This window comes from Fodinibius salicampi (genome assembly GCF_039545095.1).
In the GTDB taxonomy this organism is placed as follows: Bacteria; Bacteroidota; Rhodothermia; order Balneolales; family Balneolaceae; genus Fodinibius; species Fodinibius salicampi.
Genome location: NZ_BAABRS010000003.1, coordinates 243,480 through 263,134 on the forward strand (window position 1 = coordinate 243,480; position 19,655 = coordinate 263,134).

Consider the following 19,655-nt stretch of genomic DNA (forward strand, 5'->3'; position numbering starts at 1 on the left):
CCTATAAATATAATCTATTATTAAAGTAGTATTATTGCAACTGCTACTAACAATAACGAAAAATGGAAGTGTTAGTTACAGTAGAATCTCAATTTGATATCTTTTTACAACTTGGAAGGATTATCAAAAGGAACGTCAAGTAGCCGTCCTTACTATTTCTTCTAACTCTTCTTGATAGAGCTATACAAAAGCTTCGCTGTGGATCACACAGTATTAATTCAAATTTATTTTACAGATCATTCTATCTGGAGAATAAAGGTAGCAACAGAAAAAACACTCTCATATTAGTCTACTACAGTATTATCTACTATGCCTTTTTTAAGGTCATACTTTGTACCATATTCCGTTTCGTCCACAATGGTTTTGGGATCATTATTTTCATCCACAATAACCACTTTGGGTTTAAACTCCTCCGCTTCTTTTGGGGTCATTTCGGCGTAGGAAATAATAATAACCCGATCACCAACCTGTGTTTTACGGGCTGCTGCTCCATTTAAACAACAGGTTCTCGAACCAGCCTCTCCAGGAATAGTATAGGTTTCTAAACGCGCACCGTTGGTAATATTAACGACCTGAACCTTTTCATAGGGAAGAATACCTGCCTCGTCAAGCAGCTCCTTATCTATAGTTATACTTCCCTCGTAATGAAGATTGGCTTCGGTAACCTTCATCTGATGCAATTTCGATTTGAACATCGTCACTTTCATAGCTGCTACTATCTTTCAACAATCACATTATCAATTAAACGGGTTTCCCCAAGATAAACGGCCCCGGCCAATATATATTTGCCGCCAGATTCTACTTTCTCAACCGGTTTCATTCTATCAAAGGAATAAAGATTAAGATAATCAATTTTAAACCCTTTTGCTTGCAGTTCGCTTTTCTGATGATCCAGCAGAAGTTTAATGTTTTGGGCACCTTCGGATATCTGACGTTCAATATAGCTCAGACAACGATAAAGCCCGGGTGCCAGCTTACGGTGTTCATCACTCAAATAGGCATTACGGCTGCTCAGCGCCAAACCGTCATTGGCCCGTTTAATAGGTCCCATTACCAGTTCTACATCATGATTAAACTCATGGACCATCTCCTGCAGAATCCGAAACTGCTGGATATCCTTCTGTCCAAAAACCGCTATATCCGGTCTTATAATATTGAACAACTTATTTACCACCAGCAGGATTCCCTCAAAAAAACCAGGACGCGATCCCCCATCCATGTATGTATTAAGCTCATCCACTTCGATGCGCAAGAATTGCTCCCCCGGATACATCATCTCATCAGTAGGAGCAAAAACAGCGGCAACTCCCTCCTTTTCGCAACGGGCCACATCCTCTTCCAGCTGGCGGGGATACTCTTCAAAATCCTCATCAGGAGCAAACTGTTCGGGATTTACATAAATAGAAACAATCACCCTATCGGCATGCTGTTGGGCTAATCGAAAAAGAGAAAAATGTCCCTCGTGCAAGGCTCCCATAGTCGGTACAAATCCAATTGTATGCCCTTCTTTTTTCAGGGAGCGCACTTTTTCACGTATCTCGGCAACGGTTCGTTGTGCTTCCATATAATCATCAATAAAGAAGGGGTTTATTGCAATAAACCCCTTCTTTAATATTATTATAATTTCGGTTTACTACACAGCCCGATCCGTATCAAAATCCTCAAGCAACTGTTTTACCCGGTTGAGGAAAGCCCCTCCGTGTGCTCCGTCAACAATACGATGGTCGTAACTCATAGACAGATACATCATATGACGGATGGCTATTACATCGCCTTCATCTGTTTCGCGGACCACGGGTCGTTTTTCAATGACTCCTGTTCCAATAATAGCTACCTGCGGTTGGTTAATAATAGGCGTGCCCATCAGGTTGCCTACACTTCCATAATTCGTAAGCGTAATAGTACCGCCTACCAGATCATCGGGACTCAAATTCTTATTACGCGCTTTCACAGCAAGATCGTTTACGGCTTTCGAGAGACCAACCAGGTTTTTCTCCTGGGCCTGTTTAATAACCGGCACAATCAGTCCGCCTTTACCGCCTTCGCCCAGCGCAACAGCCAGACCAAAGTTAATATCCTTCTTCAGCAGAATCTGATCGTTTTCAGTATCCACCGAGCTATTGATGAGCGGGAATTCCCGTATTGCCTGAATCATTTTCTCAATAAACAGAGGCGTAAAGGTAAGTTTCACGCCCGCTCGTTCCTTAAATTCTTCCTTATGTTCGTTTCTCCAGCGGACTAGGTTCGTGACATCCACTTCGGCAAAGGTAGTTACATGAGCAGATGTTTGCTTGGAGCGAACCATATGCTCCGCAATCATCTTGCGCATGCGGTCCATCTTAATGGTTTCTACATTATCGGAAGGTCGCTGTATATCCAGTTCGCCTGCCGAAATTGACCGCTGCTTACCTTCAACCGGAGCTTGTTTCTCTGCGGGAGCGGCTTTTTGGGGTTCCCCTTGTTCCTTTTCTTTAGCTGGCTCCTCCGTTTTACCAGCTTTGCGATCTTCGAGGTATTGCATAATATCCTCTTTGGAAACACGTCCGCCCTGACCCGATCCTTTAATGCTTTCGAGTTCTTCCTGGGAAATACCCTCTTCTTTAGCAATAGACCGAACCAATGGAGAATAAAACCGTCCGTCACTTCCGATACGCTGAGGTTCCGTCCCTTCTCCTTCAGATGAGGATGTACCGTTTGTGCTTTTTCCGGAATCAGCTACGGAAGCGGGCTCTTGAACTTCGCTTTCCTCCTCTGTGGTTTCTGACTTTGTTTCGGTATCTGTCGCAGAAGCCACTTTACCGGTAGCAATCACAGCAATCGTTTGTCCCACTTCAATAGTTTCTCCCTCTTCAGCCAAAATCTCAACCAGCGTTCCGGCCTGTGGAGAAGGAACCTCCGTATCTACTTTGTCCGTAGAAATTTCGAGCAGTGTTTCATCCTCTTCTACTTGATCACCAATATTTTTACTCCATTCGATGACCGTTCCCTCCATAACAGATTCACCCATTTTAGGCATCTGTACTTCCACCCGTTCTCCTTCTTCGGTATCGGCATCTTCATCATCATTACTATCAACAGCCGTCGCCTCTTCAGTTTCAGCCTCTTCTTCTGCTTGTCCTTCATCATCTTCAGCTTCTTTTGATTGAGGCTGCTCATCTGTATCTGTTTGTTCCTCACCAGCCCCCGAGGTATCTGCTGCATCCGGATCGGTTTCAATAACCGCAATCACCTGTCCGACTTCAATAGTTTCCTCTTCCTCGGCCAAAATCTCCACGAGAATTCCAGATGTGGGAGAGGGGACCTCTGTATCTACTTTATCGGTGGCAATTTCAAGGAGGGTTTCATCTTCTTTTACTTCATCACCGATGCTTTTGGACCACTCGATGACGGTTCCTTCCATCACGGATTCGCCCATCTGGGGCATTTCTACTTCAACTCGGGCCATCGTTACTCAGATTAGATCGTTATTATTAAGTAAATTTTTAAACAAAAAGGCTGATTTATATATGCTGATTAAGCAGCCCTCAAAGATCATAATAAATGCACTCACATCAAAATACAGACTCTGCTTCTACGAAAGATCGTATTCGATTTTAAATTTTATTTATTCTGCCAACAACTCTTCAATTCGCGGTTTTAATTCTTTGAGTGTTACGGCGCCAACTGCAAAGTACCGCAAATTCCTTTCCTTGCCAATTATATAGGTAGTCGGGATACCCATGGTCGGGCCATATTTATCCATAATTCTTCCATCATCAATAACCATGGGATAGTTCACCTCATACTTTTCCATAAAGGGATCAACCACTGATCGGCCCTGCTCATCGATTGAAACACCTAATACTACCAAACCCTGATCACGATATTCCGAATACAAATCTACCAGCTCCGGCGTTTCTTCACGGCAAGGTGCACACCAGGTCGCCCAAATATTCATAAGTACCACTTTTCCCTTTTGATCAGAAAGCTGAAAGGATTCCCCATTGACGAGCTCTACTGAAAAGTCTTGTGCCCGGGCTTCGTTTTGAGCGGCATAAAGTGGAGCCGAAGCCGAATCTAACCGTTTGGCCTGTTCGGTTTTTCCGATATTTGCTCCTTCACTGCCAGAATTATCAGATGAACAACCCCATACAGTAAACAGAGTCAATAAAAAGATAATGAGTGGGATATGCTGTCGAAGATACATATTCAATCTATAATCTAATCTATGGTTTCATCAATAACTTGCGTAGGTCCCGCTGCTGTCCTCACTAAAGATGATAACATCATATGACTCAACCCGATTCCCCTGCTCCATACCCGGAGAGCCGATAGGCATACCCGGCACGGCAAGTCCAATAGCATCCGGACGTTCATCCAGCATTTTTTTTACCTCTTTGGCCGGCACATGCCCCTCAACCACATAGCCGCCAACTACGGCAGTATGACAGGATCCCATATTGTAAGGCACTCCCAAATCCGCTTTTATTCCCAGCAATTCACTCGTTGGTTTTTCGGTAACATTCAAGCCGGCCGCCTCCATATGATCTCCCCAGGCCGTACAGCATTGACAACCGGGATTTTTATACATCACTACCTGGTTATCTGATTGGCCCTGCATTGCGGACTGCTGTTCGTAATAATTGGCGATGATATACCAAATAGCTCCACCGGCTATGATGATAATAGCTGCAGCGTAGGTTATAAATCGGGAAGGCTTCATAAAATTAAGTTACTAATATTTAATGGATAACATTATCAAAGATAAGAATTCTTCGGGTCGATTAGAACTCCAAAATAGACTCTTTATTCTGCAAGAAATGAGTCCTCATTTTATTTATCTGATTTACTTTGAGCCATCTTTGCCCAAAAATAACGTATACAATATTAGAAACCTTTTAATTAGTGACTATATCATGAAGACATCTATAGATAATGCAATCAAGCGTCAAGGAAAGGAATATACGTTATTTTTCTTACTCCTATCATTAGCCATATTCCCTATCACGACTGCATGCTCAAATTCAACGGGTTCGGAGCCTGATACTGAACAGCTTACAGAAGAGCGGGCAATTGAAACGCTCATTCAGGTTATACACGATGCCGGCCTGTATTTCCCATCCAAAAACAAGCAATCGTCCAAAAATAAAGGTTTAGATACCAAGGACTTATCTGACATTAACTTGTTTGCCACGGATTATATTGATACGGACATAAATGATGCCGGGAATTTAAAAGTTCGGTTGTGGCTTGGACCGGATGGAAATATTATTCCAAAACCTGACTGGCAGGCAGCCAATCCAAATATATGCTCTAAAAATGGTCAATATATGGAGCCGGCCCGAACACTTTTAGAATTTACAATCTTTGCCGATTCCAAATCGGTGCAATTTAATTATATAGATATAGCAACCGGAAAAATAGAAAAGTCTGTGATGGCAGAACCTGAACTTCCGGATCCAAATTGGCTGGTGAATGCTATGAGCGAAGCCTGGAATAAAATGCAACAACAGTCGGACATCAAAGATGCGACCACTCCTTGTGGAGACATAATGGACCTACAGGTACATTTAAAAACCAAAATAACAACAACTATAACTACCGAAACTGAGGAAGACGAAGTTAATATTGACGTTCATGTTGACAGTCTCCAGGCAAATTTTGAACTCTCTTTTGATGAGGATGATAATTATTATGATGGTTACGGACCTATTGAGCGTCATTACTCCTATCCAGGCCCTACCGGAAATGGATCCTGCACGACCCCGAATAGAGCAATAGATGTAGAAGAACTGACAAAGCCCTGGTCACAAGACGGATCTCCCGAAGCGGTTATTCGCTTGTTTGGAGATGGCTCCTTAACAAAAGAATGTGGTATAGCTCAAGAACAGCAATATGTTTTCCCATTAGCCTGGCAAAAGCTCAACAACGTGCAGTGGTATTATGGATCGTTCACTATATCGAATTGGGAAATGATGTCAACCACATCGGAAATCCTTATGCAAAAAGTTCTGGATCGCACAGTAACAGAAGATACAGGAATCGGCTTAGTTCAAATTACTGAAAAAGGTATCATCGAAATTCGGAAAAAGTAATGGTATGAGTTTTCCCTGATACCTGATTTACCAAATAGCATTTAGCATTAGCCCAGCGCGTATTCCAGGTCCTCCAGGAGATCATCAGGATGTTCCAGTCCAACGCTAATGCGAATCAGGTTTTCGGGCGTCTGTGAATCGGGCCCCTCGCTACTGCGCCGGTGCTCCCAGGTGCTTTCGACGCCGCCCAGACTCGTAGCACGACTTATAAGCTTAGCTTTGCCAATAATATCTACGGCCTGATCCCGATTACCACCAATTAGAAAAGAAATCATTCCACCAAAACCACTCATCTGTCGTTGAGCAACTTCATATCCTTCATGAGAGGATAGTCCAGGATAATATACCTTTTCTACCTTTGGATGGTCTTGTAAGTACCTGGCTAGTGTCATGGCATTTTCGTTGTGTCCCCGCATCCGATAAGGCAACGTTCGCGTACTTCGGGCGAGGAGCCAGCAATCATCCGGGGAGGGTACTGCTCCACCTATACGCTGGACAACACGTAGTTTTTCAAAGAATTCGTTTTCCTGCTTCGTTACTACTGCACCTCCGAGGATATCACTGTGCCCCCCAAAATACTTTGTGGTTGAATGCACTACCAAATCAGCTCCCAGGTTCAACGGAAGCTGATTCACCGGGGTTGGCCAAGTATTATCTACACAAACAACGGCGTCATTATCATGCGCCAAATTACTTATCGCTTCAATATCCATGATGTTCATCATGGGATTTGAAGGAGTTTCGACCCAGATAAGCTGTGTATTTTCTTTAAGATGCCGGTCGATGTTATCCAAATCCGTCATATTAATAAAATCAGCCTCAAGGCCCCAAGGTTGCAATACTTCTTTCACCAGCCTGCGATTACCGGCATAGATATCTTCGGGAATCAGGATATGATCGCCCGGCCGGAGTGCCTGCAACACAGCCGATGCCGCCGCCACACCGGAAGAAAAAGCTGCCGCGGCTTCTCCCTCTTCCAATACCTTCAACACATGCTCCCACTGTACCCGGTTGGGATTCTCAAGGCGGGTATAGTGCCAATCACCTTCTGAACGACCTTCTTTATCTATTTCGTAAACGGTGGATCGGTGGACAGGCGGAACGATATCCGGTGTCTGATTAGCCACTTCCATAGCAGCGTGGATAGCTTGTGTATCTTTATGCATAATATATTTTGGTTCTATGTATAATATTCAATCTCAGAAGCCAAGGTGGTTTCGGAAGATCTCTAAATTTATGTTCCGACCGGCTTAGCACTAAATTCAGTTCTTAATAAAAATCGTAAAGTTCTGGCAAATAAAAAAAGTCCGTTTCCGAAGATTCGGAAACGGACCTAAGCTTATGAACTATTTATGATTAACAGCAAGCCGCCTGCTCTTCGTTGGCATAAACATCGCTCTCCCCGAACGTGTGGAAAGCTTCCCAAGCCACACCTTGGGGATCGGTAACCCAGCTTTTATCTGAATTGGCATAACAACAGGTGGTTTCCCCTTCTTCTCGCTTCAGGCCGTGTGTGCGATCGATATTGGTTCGAAGTTCCTCAAGCTCCTCCTTTGACTCTGCCTCAATGCCGAGGTGTTCGATTCCTTTGGCACCTTCACGTTCTGCAATAGAGAAGTTCAGCCGTGGATCATCCAGCATCCACTTGGCGTAATCCTCCTTTTGTTTCGTGGGCTCAACGCCAAAGAGCGTCCTGTAGAATTCAACTGATTCGTTCAGGTTATTAACTTTTAACATTACATGCATACGTTTCATAATGGTTTCTTTTGTTTTAGGTGATTTAGATTGTAATTAACCATCTACACCTATGTAGTCGGGGACCAACTAAAAAAGACGCAAAATTAACTTGGATTATTTTGATCTATATCATGTCCCTTATTTATCCCTAATAAAACTAAGAAGAACGGGCAATAGGAAGATGAAAAAGATAATTTCATACTGGTATAATTACAGAAGCAAGCGCTGTATGCGAAGGACCTTTAAAATAATATATCAGATCATTCTTTCGTGTACTTTTTGGCTTGATCCAAAAGGTACTAAAAAAATAAAGGCTGTAGAATTGCAAATCAGCTTCAGCCTATAGAATGCGCGGATTTTGATGGTCCTTTTACTTTCGTGGTAGTTAATCAGGCTTCACCGGTGCAAAATCCACACCCGCATTCTTTGGCCTCAGCAAACAATTCTTAGGCCATATTGTAAGCCGCACAGTTATTTCTTTAAATACCTGTTCCAATTTCATCTAACAATCTTCGCACGGCTCCTCTCCATTCTCATCTTTAATTTTGTGATAGGCTACGGCACGTCCCTCTTCACCAAACTCCACTTTGCAGCAAGCAGCTAATACTCCCCCCAGTTTTTGCCGTGCGCGCTGCACGCGCGATTTTGCCCCGGATAGAGATAATCCTAAATAATCAGCTACCTCCTGCTGTGTTTTTCCATCCACATCTGCCAATTTAAGTGGTACCCCGTATTTCTCTGGCAGTTCATCAATCATCGGAATCAGCCAGGAAAGCACCTCTTCGTGCACACCGTGCTCTCCTTCAAACTCGTTGAGATCCAGTACTGGCTTTTCAGTTTCCTCTTTTTGAATATCCGAGCCAGCTGGCTTTTCCCTTGCCCGGTTTTTCTTGCGATAATGGTCGACCAACGCCCGGCGGGCAATGCCAAATACCCATGATTGCACCCGATCTTCGTGACGCAGATTATCTATTCCCTTGTGAATACGGATAAAAATATCCTGAAGGATATCCTCGGCTTCTTGGTCACTGGAAACTCTCGATCGGATAAATCCACGTACTTGGTCACTGAATTGCTGCCAAAGGGTTTCGGTATTCACGTTTACTGATTTTCCAGACATACAACTCTAAAGTTGGTTTCTTACATCAATTATTTATCCACATTAATCTATGGCCCTAATTGCTTTAATCCGCTGCAGTACAGGGGGGTGTGAATAGTTCAAAAACACATAGAACGGATGCGGCGTCAGGTTGGAGAGATTATCTTTGGAAAGCTTTTTCAGGGCGTTGATCATTGGTTCTCCCTGGTAGGTTGTTGAAGCAAACTCATCAGCTTCGAACTCATATTTGCGGGAAAGTACCTGCATAAAGACCGATACAATCATGTCAATGGGGGCATAGAGCATTCCGAAAAATATAAGTCCGGCATACACCGATATCTGCTCCATATAAAAGGCATCGAACAATCCCTGGGAATTGAGGAACACCGAAAGCAGAAAGAACATAATACCCGTCTGCAGGATGCTAATTCCCATATTTTTTATAATATGCTTCTTTTTATAATGCCCAATTTCATGAGCCAGTACCGCCACCAGTTCATCTTCCGTATGATTTTCAATAAGCGTATCGTAGAGGGCTATTCGTTTATTTTTACCAAATCCTGTAAAGAAGGCATTGGACTTACTGCTTCGTTTTGAACCATCCATTACGTATACGCCCTCCATGGCAAAGTTCACTTTGTCGGCATAACTGCGGATTTTCTGGCGCAAGTCACTCTCTTCTAGTGGTTCAAAATCATTAAAGATCGGCATAATCCAAGTGGGAGCTACGAACTGAACAAAGAGCGTAAAGGCCGTCACCGCACCCCACGCATACAGCCACGCATATTGATCAATGAAAGTAAAAAATGCCAGAATACCTGCTAGCAGCGGTCCCCCAAGTACAATACCCAGTGCTAAGCCTTTCAACAGATCCAGCACAAAAGTCTTGGGGGTGGTTTTATTGAAGCCGTATTTTTCCTCGATCACAAAGGTGGAGTAAATGCTAAAGGGCAGTGACAGAATACTTTTGGCAAGGATTAGGATCCCGATATACACCAGACCGGTCCAGATAACGCCGAGTTCCCAGCTGCGAACGACCTCATCCAACCAATTAAAACCACCGGCAAGCCAGAACACCAGCAGCAAAATCAGGTTAAAAACCGAAGTAAAAATACCAAATTTGGTCCGTTCCTTTGTATAAGACTGGGACTTTTCGTACGTCTCCTTATCATAAACGTCACTGAACTCATCGGGCAATCCTTTGTCCAGTGATTGGAGGTTGTAGTAATCGGCCACCAGGTTCAGTACAAAATCGATGGCGAGTGTTACTAATATTATAGCGGCAAAAATATTCATGAATCAGATTATTTTTCTATTCCAGTGCGTTTTCAAAAGTTTTAAAGCGCTTCCATGTTATCTTGATCCAGGCCTAGCATCAATAATTAAGTGTGCTTAGCCTGTATGAGTTCGATTTCCCTAAGTTAAGGTTATCTCTGCTCTTTTAGTAGAAATGATACACCAAAAACTTTAATTATTTTCGAATTTCAAAGTTACGGAAAGTGTTAAAGATCCTTAAATAGGTATCCCAATCATATTTCATTTACGGGATCTTATTGTGAAACACATAGAAATTTGTACATTTGTGCATCTTATATAAAAAACAAATTTAGGGTATAGTTATGGCAGACTCACCAGCGGACCAGGAATTAGCTCGTGATCTTGGTTTTTTGGAAGCGTATACTATCGGCGTAGGCACCATGATTGGTGCCGGTATTTTTGTTCTGCCTGGTATTGTTGCAAATAATGCCGGACCCGCGGGTATGATTTCCTTTGCTATCGGTGGAGTTGTATCACTACTAACAGCTCTTTCTCTTTCGGAGCTGGCAACAGGAATGCCAAAAGCTGGTGGAAGCTACTACTATGTAAATCGCGCGATGGGTAGTTTCTTCGGTTCTATTGTTGGTTGGAGTATGTGGGCGGGCCTCATGTTTGCTACCGCATTTTACATGTTAGGCTTTGGGCAATATCTGACCTTCTTCTATGGTAATATTCCCGTAGCTTGGTCCGCTTTGGGGATGGCATTTTTGCTTATTGGGGTGAACTATCGGGGTGTTAAAGAAGCCGGAGCCCTGCAGAATCTCATCGTGATACTACTTATTGGTTTTATTCTCGTATTCCTTTCGTTTGGGGTTTTTAATATCGACTGGTCCGTATTTCGCCCGTTTAATCCCAACGGATGGGGGGCAGTAGCTTCCACGGCAGCAACCGTTTATGTTTCATTTATTGGTTTTGAGGTTATTGCAACCAGCGCAGAAGAAATAAAGGATCCCGGTCGCAACCTCCCCCTATCGATGATTGCATCGGTACTAACGCCTATGATATTCTATGTGTTGGTCATGCTGGTTTCCACGGGTGTGCTACCGGTGGCGGAACTTGCCGGCTCTAATATTCCGGTAGCCGATGTAGCAAGTGAATATTTAGGAACTATTGGCGCATTTATGATGGTCGTAGGTGCCCTTCTTGCCACCGTATCGAGTGCCAATGCCTCTATTCTTTCTGCTGCGCGGGTAAATTTTGCAATGGGACGAGATAAAATCCTGACCAGTTGGCTTAACAAAATTCACGACAAATTCCGTACGCCCTTTCGGGCCATTTTAATTACAGGAATTGTAATCCTCCTGCTTATCGGTATTGGAGTTGGCATTGAAACCCTGGCCGATGTTGCCAGTTTCTTGTATTTAATCACCTATGCATTGGTTCATATAGCCGTGATTGTGATGCGGCGAGCGGAACCCGAGGATTATAATCCTGATTTTAAGCTGTCTTCCTGGGCGTATCCTACTATTCCATTGCTTGGATCAGTGTCATGTTTAGTCATCGTAGCTCAAATGCGTCCGCTTGTTATGATCATCGGCGGAGGTATTATCGTATTGGGCGTGCTTTGGTATTTTGGATATGCTGCCAGTCGAGCCATTAAACCCAGTCTTGTAGGGGATGCCATTGCGGCTCGTGATCGTACTCCGGCGCCCAATGAGCGTTACCGAATCGTTATTCCTGTCGCGAATCCCGAAACGGAACAACACCTCATCCAAATAGGAGGTGCTATTGGCACCAATTATGGAGAAGCCGAAATTGTAGCGGTAAGCGTGTTAGAAGTCCCTCGACAGACATCTCTTGAGCAAGGGATCCAGTATGAAGATGAGCGCGTTCAACGACAGCAAAAACTGCTGACCAATGCTCGCTCAACGGCCGAAAAAGCCGGATTGGGACTCAGGACCCGGTCGATTGTAGGCCACAGTGTCAGTTCTGCAGTGCTTAATGTCATCAAGGAAGAACGAGCCCAACATTTGGTTCTCGGTTGGAGTGGAAAACGAAAACCTTACCAACACATTTTAGGCTCAAACATCGATAACATTGTCAAGAATGCCAGCTGTGAAATTACGCTGGTTAAAGCCGGCAATAAAGCTATAAAAGAAATTGTCGTACTCGTTGGTACAGGTCCCAATACGGCACTGGCTGTAAAACGCGGTCGGCAGCTATCTTCGAACAATAAGGATACTACACTGACCTTACTGACGGTGCAATCTCCACAAACAGAAGGAGCCGTTGATCCTGAAAAAGAAGGAAAAGGACTTGTTACTTCGGTTGCTCATGAAGTTGGATTAGATTCCGAAAACTATTCCGCTGAAGTTGTGGTGTCTGATGATGTCCGAGAATCACTCCTACAGGCAGTGAAAAGTTACGATACAATATGCATTGGAGCTACTCGAAGTACAGCCGTTCGCCAAGCTCTCTTTGGCTCAATTCCCGAAGAGATCGGAGAAAAAGCTGAAGGAACTGTAATCATCACGCGGGGGCGAGAATACAAACCGCGGTCAGTAACCGAAGGTATTATCGAACGTTTATCGCGCTAGCGCGGAGTTAACCCGGAGATCTCTTTGGCTGTTTTAAGCGTCCACGCTTGATAACAATATAATTATGCTAAGCGTGGGTGGACACCTGCTATGCCGAAGCTCTTTGAGACGGATTGCTGATCGACCTTCTGATTGGCTCCGCGCAGGCAGGTTTAGCATAGCTGGATTTTTCTATACAGCGTTTTATTTCTTAGATGAAGACTTCAATATCAAACTCACGTTAAAATGAGGGCTAATTTGTATCCAGTAACTTATCTACATCGTCCTTATTTCCTACCAATAAAAAGCGATCTCCTTCTTTGATTTCCGTTGTTCCATCCAGAACTCCAATAGGCCGATACCGTTCGGCAAGGCCAATTTTTTGATCTTCCTTACTTAGTCGTTTAATAGTAATCAAATTGAGCTGATATCGTTTCCTGATGTCGAGTTCTCCTAAGGTATATCCCACCATTGATTCGGGAGCATCCACTTCAAACACTGCCATCCCTTCTCCGAGATCAAAAACATCGGACATGCCCCGGCGGACCAGCGAAACGCCCATACGCTCGGCTACCTGTCGTTCCGGATGGATGACATCCGTAATACCAATTTGTTTAAGAATCTGTTCCTGGGTATAAGAACCAGCCCGGCCGTACACTTCTGCAACGCCCGCATTAAGTAAATGCATTGCAATTAATACCACGGGTTCAAAAGCCTCACCAATTGAAATAATAGCTACATCTACGTTCGTAATTCCATGTTCTTCCAACAGATCAGCATCAGTACCATCAAAACAAATGGCATCAGAAACATAATCTTTGACCTGCTCAATGTGTTCCATGTTATTGTCGATGGCAATGACATACGCCCCCTCTTCAGACAACTTTTTCGCCAAGGCTTTTCCAAAAGCGCCGATCCCAATAATAGCGAACTGCAGTTCGGTTCTTCGTTTCATCTTACTAGATATTAATAGTTAATATTACGATACCATAATACTTTCTTCCGGATATCGGTATTTTCGGTTGTCGGATCTGGTGGCAAAAGCAACCATAAAGGTCAAAATTCCTACTCTTCCCACGAACATCGATACAATAATAATAGCTTTGCCCCACGAAGTCAGGTCTCCCGTAATTCCCCGGGATAACCCGACCGTAGCAAAAGCTGAAACTTCCTCGAACAGCAAATCTAAAAATGCGTGATCTTCAACAATAGCAAGTAAAATCGTACTGATACTGATACAGGATACGGCCAAAAGAATCACGGTCATTGCCCGAAAAATGATAGAGTTGGGAATGGTACGCTTAAACAATTCCATGCGACCGTGTCCGCGGATAGTCATCGTCATAGATCGTACCAATACGGCAAATGTGGTAGTTTTTATACCGCCTGCTGTGGAGGCAGGGGAACCCCCGATCAACATTAAAATTAACATCCCCAGAATCACAGGAATACCCATCGCGCCGGTATCAACCGTATTAAAGCCCGCCGTTCGAGTGGTAATACTTTGAAAAAGTGATAATAAAAATTTATCAATGGTAGAATGACCGGCAAGGGTATTATTCCATTCTAGAATGAGTATCAATACGGTGCCGCTTACAATTAAAATGGCTGTGGTAACCAACACTAAACGAGTATGGATGGATAGTCGGCGGCGCCAGATTTTTTGTTCTGTCTTTCGCTGGATAACTTCCCAGATGACGGTAAATCCAAGTCCACCCAACACAATAAGCAGCATGGTAGTTATATTGATCCCCCAGTTTGTTGCATTACGGGCGTCGGCCAGGCTGTTGGTAAAGAGCGAAAAACCGGCATTACAAAAGGCGGAAATAGCATGGAAAACGGAAAAAAGGAACCGCTGCCCCTGTGAAGAAAACTCCATATTCCAGCTCAGATAGTATGCAACTACAGCAATAGCTTCTACCAGAAAGGTAAATCCAATCACTTTTTTTAACGTGGCTGTAACCAAGCTTGTATTTTTCTCAGCCACCATATCTTTGATGGTATTCATTTGTCCCACGCCAAGCCCCCCGCTGATAAACAGAAACAGAAAAGTGGCGAAGGTAATGATTCCAATCCCTCCGAGCTGTATTAGGGTCATAATGACGAGCTCCCCAAATAGAGTAAAATGGGTAGCGGTATCTACAACAATGAGACCGGTAACACAGACAGCGCTAGTTGATGTAAACAGGGCATCAATAAACACCAGGCCTTCACCATTCTGGGTAGCACCAGGCAGCATCAACAGAAGAGTACCTCCAGCAATAAGGGAAAGAAAACTATATACCAGAAATCGAGCTGTATTTCTCTGGTCCTCAAGCAGCTCCGGCAGATACTGTATAAATTTGATAACAACAATAAACAGGAGGTATCCCTTTAGAAACTGAAGGAAAAAAACTTCGGGTTCCTCCACCATAAAGAATAATGGCTCAATGATGTTAATCGACGGGACCCATAAATCGAGAAGAATAAATACCGAAAAAACGGTAAGCACTCCTTCAAACCAGCGTTTTTTCAAGTAACTCTGGCGATCGCTGGTCAGTACAAACCTTACTAGAAAACCCGCTGCAAACCCAATAAGCAAAAAAACTTCTATTTGATAGTTTATCTGCTCCAACTCAGGTGTTAATTCAAATCCCACCGGGATGAGGATACTGGTAACGACCAAAAGAGTTAGCAAAATTGTAAATGCTCGTAGATAGGGATGAGCAATCTTATCTATCTCATAAATGTCATCCTGTACATAGTGGAAGAAAAGATTGGCTCTTTTCTTAAAATCACGCCACTGCCTCAGGAACCGAAACCATTTTTGTTTCCAATGCCTAGGTATTTTCATAGAAAGCGAAGATAGGAATAATTACAAAATCTTAAAGCGAATTGATACTCTTTTTCATGAAGCACAATAAATAAGTATCTCATTCTATTGATGACTTCTCTTGTAAAACGCGTCCCACGCTTAAGAAAGAAACTCCCTGCTGATTTGAAGTACTGATATTTACCGCCTCAATTACGGGAGGTATTATGGGTTCTTCAGATTCCCAACTGACCAGAAAATTTGCCCCTACCCCTCCCCGTAAATCACGCTCTTCAATTACATAAGATGTTGAAGCCAATGGGTCTATCTTTACTTCTGAATCAATATATTGTTGAACAAGATTTCCCCTGGAATCGTAATAATCTACTCTCGAAATAGTAAAAGTGCGATATGGATCGGCATTGCGGATACTCAGCGTAGTTGTCAAATTAAATGTCTTTTCTCGGTCACGCTGATAGATATGTGAATAAACCGGCACATAAATTAACTGTCCAATACTGCTGGAAGTACGGTTGAATGAATCAGCCTGTTCAATCAAAACCGAGTCAGCCACTGTATCTTTTGCCCTTGACTCCTCATCAGAAGAGGATTCCTGTTGCTCACTGCAGCCTATAATAGTCAGTGTTATTAATAATATAGCAGTATAAAAGCATTTCATAGGCTCATAATTATCTTATGTGTAACAGAAGGAAAAACTAATATAATCAATATACAGTACTGATTAATGCTTTCTTAATGATGCAAGAGAAGAGGAATACGTTTATCAATAACTGAGTTAATGAATCATAAAAACCTTGATTCTCAAACAATATTAGATAACTGATCCTACAATTAAATCCAATGTGAATGAATCAGTTAAACCATGCGTTGAATTAATTCAGAATTAAGCAAAAAAGTATTATACCTATGGATTTCACAAACCGACATATTGTTGTAACCGGGGGCACCGGGGCGTTAGGATCTGCTGTTGTCGAATTGCTGATTAATGCAGGAGCCAAATGTAGTGTTCCCTGTTTTGACTCCAAAGAGCTAGAGTCCTTTTTGCAAAAAGATGAACAGGGAGTCTATATAAAAACACCGGTCAACCTGACAGATGAAAAACAGTGCCAGTCTTTCTTTGATCTGGCGGTATCAGCGCAAGGCGACCTTTGGGGGTCTATCCATATTGCCGGCGGTTTCGGCATGGGAAACATAGAAGATACATCCAAGGCCGACTTTATGAAGCAAATTAACCTTAACCTGGTTACCTGCTATAATAGCTGTCGCGCTGCAGTACAGCACTTTAAAACACAAGGCAACGGCGGACGTATTGTCAACATTGCCGCGCGACCTGCTTTGGAACCCCGGCAAGGAGCTGGCATGACGGCCTACACCACTGCTAAAGCTGGCGTTGCAGCCCTTACCCAATCACTCGCTGCGGAGGTTATTGAAGATAATATCCTGGTAAATGCCATTGCGCCTTCGACCATCGACACACCCCAAAATCGTGATAGCATGCCTAACGCCGATTTTGAGAAATGGCCCAAACCCAAACAACTGGCTAAGCAAATTGCCTATCTGGTTTCATCCGATAATGAGGTCACCCGCGGCGATATCGCTACTGTATATGGTGAAAGCTAATTCAAGAAGGCCCAAATAAACATGATTAGCGCTAATCATTCTATTTAGGAGGAACTATTTGGAATACCAATCGACTACATAGAGAATAACTATTTTGATATAATATAGTTTAACATTAAACTAATTGAAGGAATTAAAACAGTTGAACAATACACGTGCAAGAATTAGTTATGAATAACCTCTCTGATCTTTTCAGGTCTAAAAGCATTAGAAAAAGAATTGTTATACAGCAAACTGTGAGGTCTCATTTTCCTTATAATTCTTCTACGCGTAAAAACATTATTAACAACTATGAGCAAGCAACAACCACTTTTAAAGTCATATAATCTTTCAGGGATCGAACTTTCAAATCGCGTGGTCATGGCCCCCATGACCCGAAGCCGGGCCAGTGAGGGCAATGTCCCGACTGACCTGATGGCCAAATATTATAAACAGCGAGCTTCGGCCGGACTTATTATTACGGAAGGCACCCAGATTTCCCAACAGGGCGTAGGCTATCCATGGACACCCGGAATTCACACGGATGGACAAATAGAAGGCTGGAAAAAAATAACAAAGGCCGTCCATGAGGAAGGCGGACATATTTTTGCACAAATCTGGCATGTGGGATCCGTTTCCCATCCAATTTACCACAATGGAGATAAACCCGTAGCCCCCTCTGCCGTTAAACCCGAAGGTGAGACTTTTACAGCCAAAGGGATGAAGGAATTTGTAAAGCCGCGCGCCCTTGATATAAATGAAATCCCTGGTATTGTTGAAGATTATGCCAATGCAGCCCGTAATGCAGTGGAAGCCGGATTCGACGGCGTGGAAATCCACGGGGCTAACGGATACCTGATCGATCAGTTTATTAAGGACGGCACCAACAAACGGGACGATCAATATGGGGGAAGCATCGCAAACCGCAGTCGTTTTGCGCTCGAAGTAGTCGAGGCTGTTTCCAATGCCGTTGGTGCAGAAAAAACCGGAATTCGCTTTTCTCCTGTGGGAAATAACTATGGAATCAGCGATTCTAATCCAAAAGAGGTTTTTAATTACCTGTTAAAACAGCTCAATAATTTTGATTTGGCCTACGTGCACCTGATGGAACCGATGGGAGACATCAGTGACTTGCCGAACTATCCCCAAAAAGTAACAGAATTTTTCCGTCCGTTCTATAACGGCACACTGATTACAAACGCAGGTTTTGATCAGAAGAGTGGCAATAAAGCTATTGAAAACGGCACGGCCGATTTGGTTGCGTATGGACAACTTTTCCTGGCCAATCCGGATCTGCCGGAACGCTTTGCGGCCCATGCCGGACTCAATGAACCCGATCCGGATACCTTCTACGGCGGTGATGAAAAAGGGTATACCGACTACCCGTTTATGGATGAATCCGAAAAGGTAGCCGCTGAGTAAAATATAAATGGCAATTGTTGTCCCGGGTACCGGTACCGGATGCGCCTTCTTATATGTTTAAATAACTATATTTGGAGTAAGATTTTTATTGCGCATCCGGTATCTTATTATTTTGATAACCTAATCGCAGAAAATAGAATTTAATCTTTGATATGACGCACGCCAACGGCATCCATCATATAACGGCCGTCGCAGGAGATCCCAAAGTAAATTATAAATTTTATTCCCAAGTGCTGGGACTTCGCCTTGTTAAAAAAACCGTTAATTTCGATGATCCATCGGTTTATCACCTCTACTATGGCAATGAGTCCGGCAAACCGGGTACCATCCTTACTTTTTTTCCATGGCAACATCTGCAGCAGGGCAAACCAGATCGCGGACAGGTAGTAGCCATAGGGTTCTCGGTACCTACTTCTTCCAAAGAATTTTGGGTCAATCATCTGGAGGAACAGAACATCGACTTTGAAGCTCCCTTCACCCGCTTCGGTAAAGAGATCATCGGTATACAGGATCCGCATGGCCTGCACCTGGAACTCGTAATGGACCCCACAGCGGATAACGCAGAAGGATGGGAAGAGGGCCCCTTGCCGAAAACACATACTATCCGTGGACTCCATGGCGCCACTCTTGCCGAAAAAGATTATGAGGGGACAGGGCGGCTGCTTGAAGAGAATCTGGGTTTCGAGCTCACAGGTCAGCAAGACGACCGCTTTCTTTATGAAACAGACTCAGATTTTGGTTCAGTAATTGAAATTATTGACCAATTCGGTCCCGATGGAAACCCCGGTAAAGGTACAGTTCACCACATTGCCTTCCGTGCAGAAGACGAAAAACATCAGCAGTTGCTGAGTAAAAAGCTGCACAACAAAGGATATTATTTAACCGAAGTAAAGGATCGACAGTACTTTAAGTCGGTTTATTTCCATGAGCCGGGAGGCATCCTTTTTGAAATCGCTACGGACCCGCCGGGCTTTAGCCGCGATGAGGAACCTGATCAACTGGGCCAGGAACTTAAACTTCCACCCTGGCTGGAAAAGCACCGGCTCAATATAGAACGTGAACTTCCAGACTTAACATAG

General features: G+C 43.6%; 17 protein-coding genes. 5 read left to right on the top strand and 12 right to left on the bottom strand.

The features are described from left to right. Positions 1-284 precede the first annotated feature (284 nt). From panD to ABEB05_RS12250, 5 genes are all read right to left on the bottom strand, one after another. On the bottom strand, positions 285-707 hold the full coding sequence (gene panD, locus ABEB05_RS12230; protein ID WP_265790508.1) for an aspartate 1-decarboxylase: 423 nt from the start codon (positions 705-707) through the stop codon (positions 285-287). A gap of 8 nt (positions 708-715) precedes the next feature. Continuing rightward, positions 716-1,564, bottom strand: coding sequence for a pantoate--beta-alanine ligase (gene panC / locus ABEB05_RS12235; RefSeq protein ID WP_265790510.1), 849 nt, complete (start codon positions 1,562-1,564; stop codon positions 716-718). A gap of 69 nt (positions 1,565-1,633) precedes the next feature. Next, positions 1,634-3,445, bottom strand: a complete 1,812-nt coding sequence (gene sucB, locus ABEB05_RS12240; protein WP_265790512.1) for a 2-oxoglutarate dehydrogenase, E2 component, dihydrolipoamide succinyltransferase — start codon at positions 3,443-3,445, stop codon at positions 1,634-1,636. A 159-nt stretch (positions 3,446-3,604) separates the two neighbouring features. Continuing rightward, positions 3,605-4,186 carry a TlpA disulfide reductase family protein gene (locus ABEB05_RS12245; protein WP_265790514.1) on the bottom strand — a complete coding sequence of 194 codons (582 nt, stop codon included), beginning with the start codon at positions 4,184-4,186 and terminating at the stop codon, positions 3,605-3,607. A 30-nt stretch (positions 4,187-4,216) separates the two neighbouring features. Then, on the bottom strand, positions 4,217-4,702 hold the full coding sequence (locus ABEB05_RS12250; RefSeq protein WP_265790516.1) for a DUF411 domain-containing protein: 486 nt from the start codon (positions 4,700-4,702) through the stop codon (positions 4,217-4,219). Positions 4,703-4,895: 193 nt separating this feature from the next. On the opposite strand from ABEB05_RS12250, the gene ABEB05_RS12255 reads away from it, so the two are divergent. Then, a complete protein-coding gene (locus ABEB05_RS12255) occupies positions 4,896-6,074 on the top strand; it encodes a hypothetical protein (protein WP_265790518.1) in 1,179 nt (392 codons plus the stop codon). A 47-nt stretch (positions 6,075-6,121) separates the two neighbouring features. Here ABEB05_RS12255 and ABEB05_RS12260 read toward each other — a convergent pair whose 3' ends face one another. The 4 genes from ABEB05_RS12260 to ABEB05_RS12275 all read right to left on the bottom strand — a co-directional run bounded on the left by ABEB05_RS12260 (position 6,122) and on the right by ABEB05_RS12275 (position 10,206). Next, positions 6,122-7,240 (bottom strand): trans-sulfuration enzyme family protein, encoded by a 1,119-nt coding sequence (locus ABEB05_RS12260; protein ID WP_265790520.1) that lies wholly within the window; start codon positions 7,238-7,240, stop codon positions 6,122-6,124. A 190-nt stretch (positions 7,241-7,430) separates the two neighbouring features. Next, complete coding sequence (locus ABEB05_RS12265; RefSeq protein ID WP_265790522.1) at positions 7,431-7,829, bottom strand: ArsI/CadI family heavy metal resistance metalloenzyme; 399 nt, start codon at positions 7,827-7,829, stop codon at positions 7,431-7,433. A gap of 484 nt (positions 7,830-8,313) precedes the next feature. Next, complete coding sequence (sigZ, locus tag ABEB05_RS12270; RefSeq protein ID WP_265790524.1) at positions 8,314-8,931, bottom strand: RNA polymerase sigma factor SigZ; 618 nt, start codon at positions 8,929-8,931, stop codon at positions 8,314-8,316. A 42-nt stretch (positions 8,932-8,973) separates the two neighbouring features. Then, positions 8,974-10,206 (bottom strand): M48 family metallopeptidase, encoded by a 1,233-nt coding sequence (locus tag ABEB05_RS12275; protein WP_265790526.1) that lies wholly within the window; start codon positions 10,204-10,206, stop codon positions 8,974-8,976. A gap of 323 nt (positions 10,207-10,529) precedes the next feature. Here ABEB05_RS12275 and ABEB05_RS12280 point away from each other — a divergent pair, with 323 nt between their 5' ends. Then, entirely contained in the window at positions 10,530-12,764 is a 2,235-nt protein-coding gene (locus ABEB05_RS12280) for an amino acid permease (RefSeq protein WP_265790527.1), read from the top strand. Between the two features lie 232 nt (positions 12,765-12,996). Here ABEB05_RS12280 and ABEB05_RS12285 read toward each other — a convergent pair whose 3' ends face one another. The 3 genes from ABEB05_RS12285 to ABEB05_RS12295 all read right to left on the bottom strand — a co-directional run bounded on the left by ABEB05_RS12285 (position 12,997) and on the right by ABEB05_RS12295 (position 16,213). Further along, positions 12,997-13,698 carry a potassium channel family protein gene (locus ABEB05_RS12285; protein ID WP_265790528.1) on the bottom strand — a complete coding sequence of 234 codons (702 nt, stop codon included), beginning with the start codon at positions 13,696-13,698 and terminating at the stop codon, positions 12,997-12,999. 24 nt (positions 13,699-13,722) lie between these two features. After that, positions 13,723-15,576, bottom strand: coding sequence for a TrkH family potassium uptake protein (locus ABEB05_RS12290; RefSeq protein WP_265790529.1), 1,854 nt, complete (start codon positions 15,574-15,576; stop codon positions 13,723-13,725). A 79-nt stretch (positions 15,577-15,655) separates the two neighbouring features. Next, a complete protein-coding gene (locus ABEB05_RS12295; protein WP_265790530.1) occupies positions 15,656-16,213 on the bottom strand; it encodes a DUF3124 domain-containing protein in 558 nt (185 codons plus the stop codon). A gap of 248 nt (positions 16,214-16,461) precedes the next feature. On the opposite strand from ABEB05_RS12295, the gene ABEB05_RS12300 reads away from it, so the two are divergent. From ABEB05_RS12300 to ABEB05_RS12310, 3 genes are all read left to right on the top strand, one after another. Further along, on the top strand, positions 16,462-17,175 hold the full coding sequence (locus tag ABEB05_RS12300; RefSeq protein ID WP_265790531.1) for an SDR family NAD(P)-dependent oxidoreductase: 714 nt from the start codon (positions 16,462-16,464) through the stop codon (positions 17,173-17,175). Between the two features lie 291 nt (positions 17,176-17,466). After that, the gene (locus tag ABEB05_RS12305; protein WP_265790532.1) at positions 17,467-18,576 is read left to right on the top strand and encodes an alkene reductase; all 1,110 of its coding nucleotides are present in this window, start codon (positions 17,467-17,469) and stop codon (positions 18,574-18,576) included. Between the two features lie 152 nt (positions 18,577-18,728). Beyond that, a complete protein-coding gene (locus ABEB05_RS12310) occupies positions 18,729-19,655 on the top strand; it encodes a ring-cleaving dioxygenase (protein ID WP_265790533.1) in 927 nt (308 codons plus the stop codon).

What these genes read in the sequence shown, in the direction of transcription:
- ABEB05_RS12290 (WP_265790529.1), bottom strand. Translation starts at nt 15,576, where the DNA reads ATGAAAATACCTAGGCATTGGAAACAAAAATGGTTTCGGTTCCTGAGG.
- sucB (WP_265790512.1), bottom strand. Translation starts at nt 3,445, where the DNA reads ATGGCCCGAGTTGAAGTAGAAATGCCCCAGATGGGCGAATCCGTGATG.
- sigZ (WP_265790524.1), bottom strand. Translation starts at nt 8,931, where the DNA reads ATGTCTGGAAAATCAGTAAACGTGAATACCGAAACCCTTTGGCAGCAA.
- ABEB05_RS12265 (WP_265790522.1), bottom strand. Translation starts at nt 7,829, where the DNA reads ATGAAACGTATGCATGTAATGTTAAAAGTTAATAACCTGAACGAATCA.
- ABEB05_RS12260 (WP_265790520.1), bottom strand. Translation starts at nt 7,240, where the DNA reads ATGCATAAAGATACACAAGCTATCCACGCTGCTATGGAAGTGGCTAAT.
- ABEB05_RS12250 (WP_265790516.1), bottom strand. Translation starts at nt 4,702, where the DNA reads ATGAAGCCTTCCCGATTTATAACCTACGCTGCAGCTATTATCATCATA.
- ABEB05_RS12275 (WP_265790526.1), bottom strand. Translation starts at nt 10,206, where the DNA reads ATGAATATTTTTGCCGCTATAATATTAGTAACACTCGCCATCGATTTT.
- ABEB05_RS12310 (WP_265790533.1), top strand. Translation starts at nt 18,729, where the DNA reads ATGACGCACGCCAACGGCATCCATCATATAACGGCCGTCGCAGGAGAT.
- panC (WP_265790510.1), bottom strand. Translation starts at nt 1,564, where the DNA reads ATGGAAGCACAACGAACCGTTGCCGAGATACGTGAAAAAGTGCGCTCC.
- ABEB05_RS12295 (WP_265790530.1), bottom strand. Translation starts at nt 16,213, where the DNA reads ATGAAATGCTTTTATACTGCTATATTATTAATAACACTGACTATTATA.
- ABEB05_RS12245 (WP_265790514.1), bottom strand. Translation starts at nt 4,186, where the DNA reads ATGTATCTTCGACAGCATATCCCACTCATTATCTTTTTATTGACTCTG.
- ABEB05_RS12280 (WP_265790527.1), top strand. Translation starts at nt 10,530, where the DNA reads ATGGCAGACTCACCAGCGGACCAGGAATTAGCTCGTGATCTTGGTTTT.
- panD (WP_265790508.1), bottom strand. Translation starts at nt 707, where the DNA reads ATGAAAGTGACGATGTTCAAATCGAAATTGCATCAGATGAAGGTTACC.
- ABEB05_RS12285 (WP_265790528.1), bottom strand. Translation starts at nt 13,698, where the DNA reads ATGAAACGAAGAACCGAACTGCAGTTCGCTATTATTGGGATCGGCGCT.
- ABEB05_RS12255 (WP_265790518.1), top strand. Translation starts at nt 4,896, where the DNA reads ATGAAGACATCTATAGATAATGCAATCAAGCGTCAAGGAAAGGAATAT.
- ABEB05_RS12305 (WP_265790532.1), top strand. Translation starts at nt 17,467, where the DNA reads ATGAGCAAGCAACAACCACTTTTAAAGTCATATAATCTTTCAGGGATC.
- ABEB05_RS12300 (WP_265790531.1), top strand. Translation starts at nt 16,462, where the DNA reads ATGGATTTCACAAACCGACATATTGTTGTAACCGGGGGCACCGGGGCG.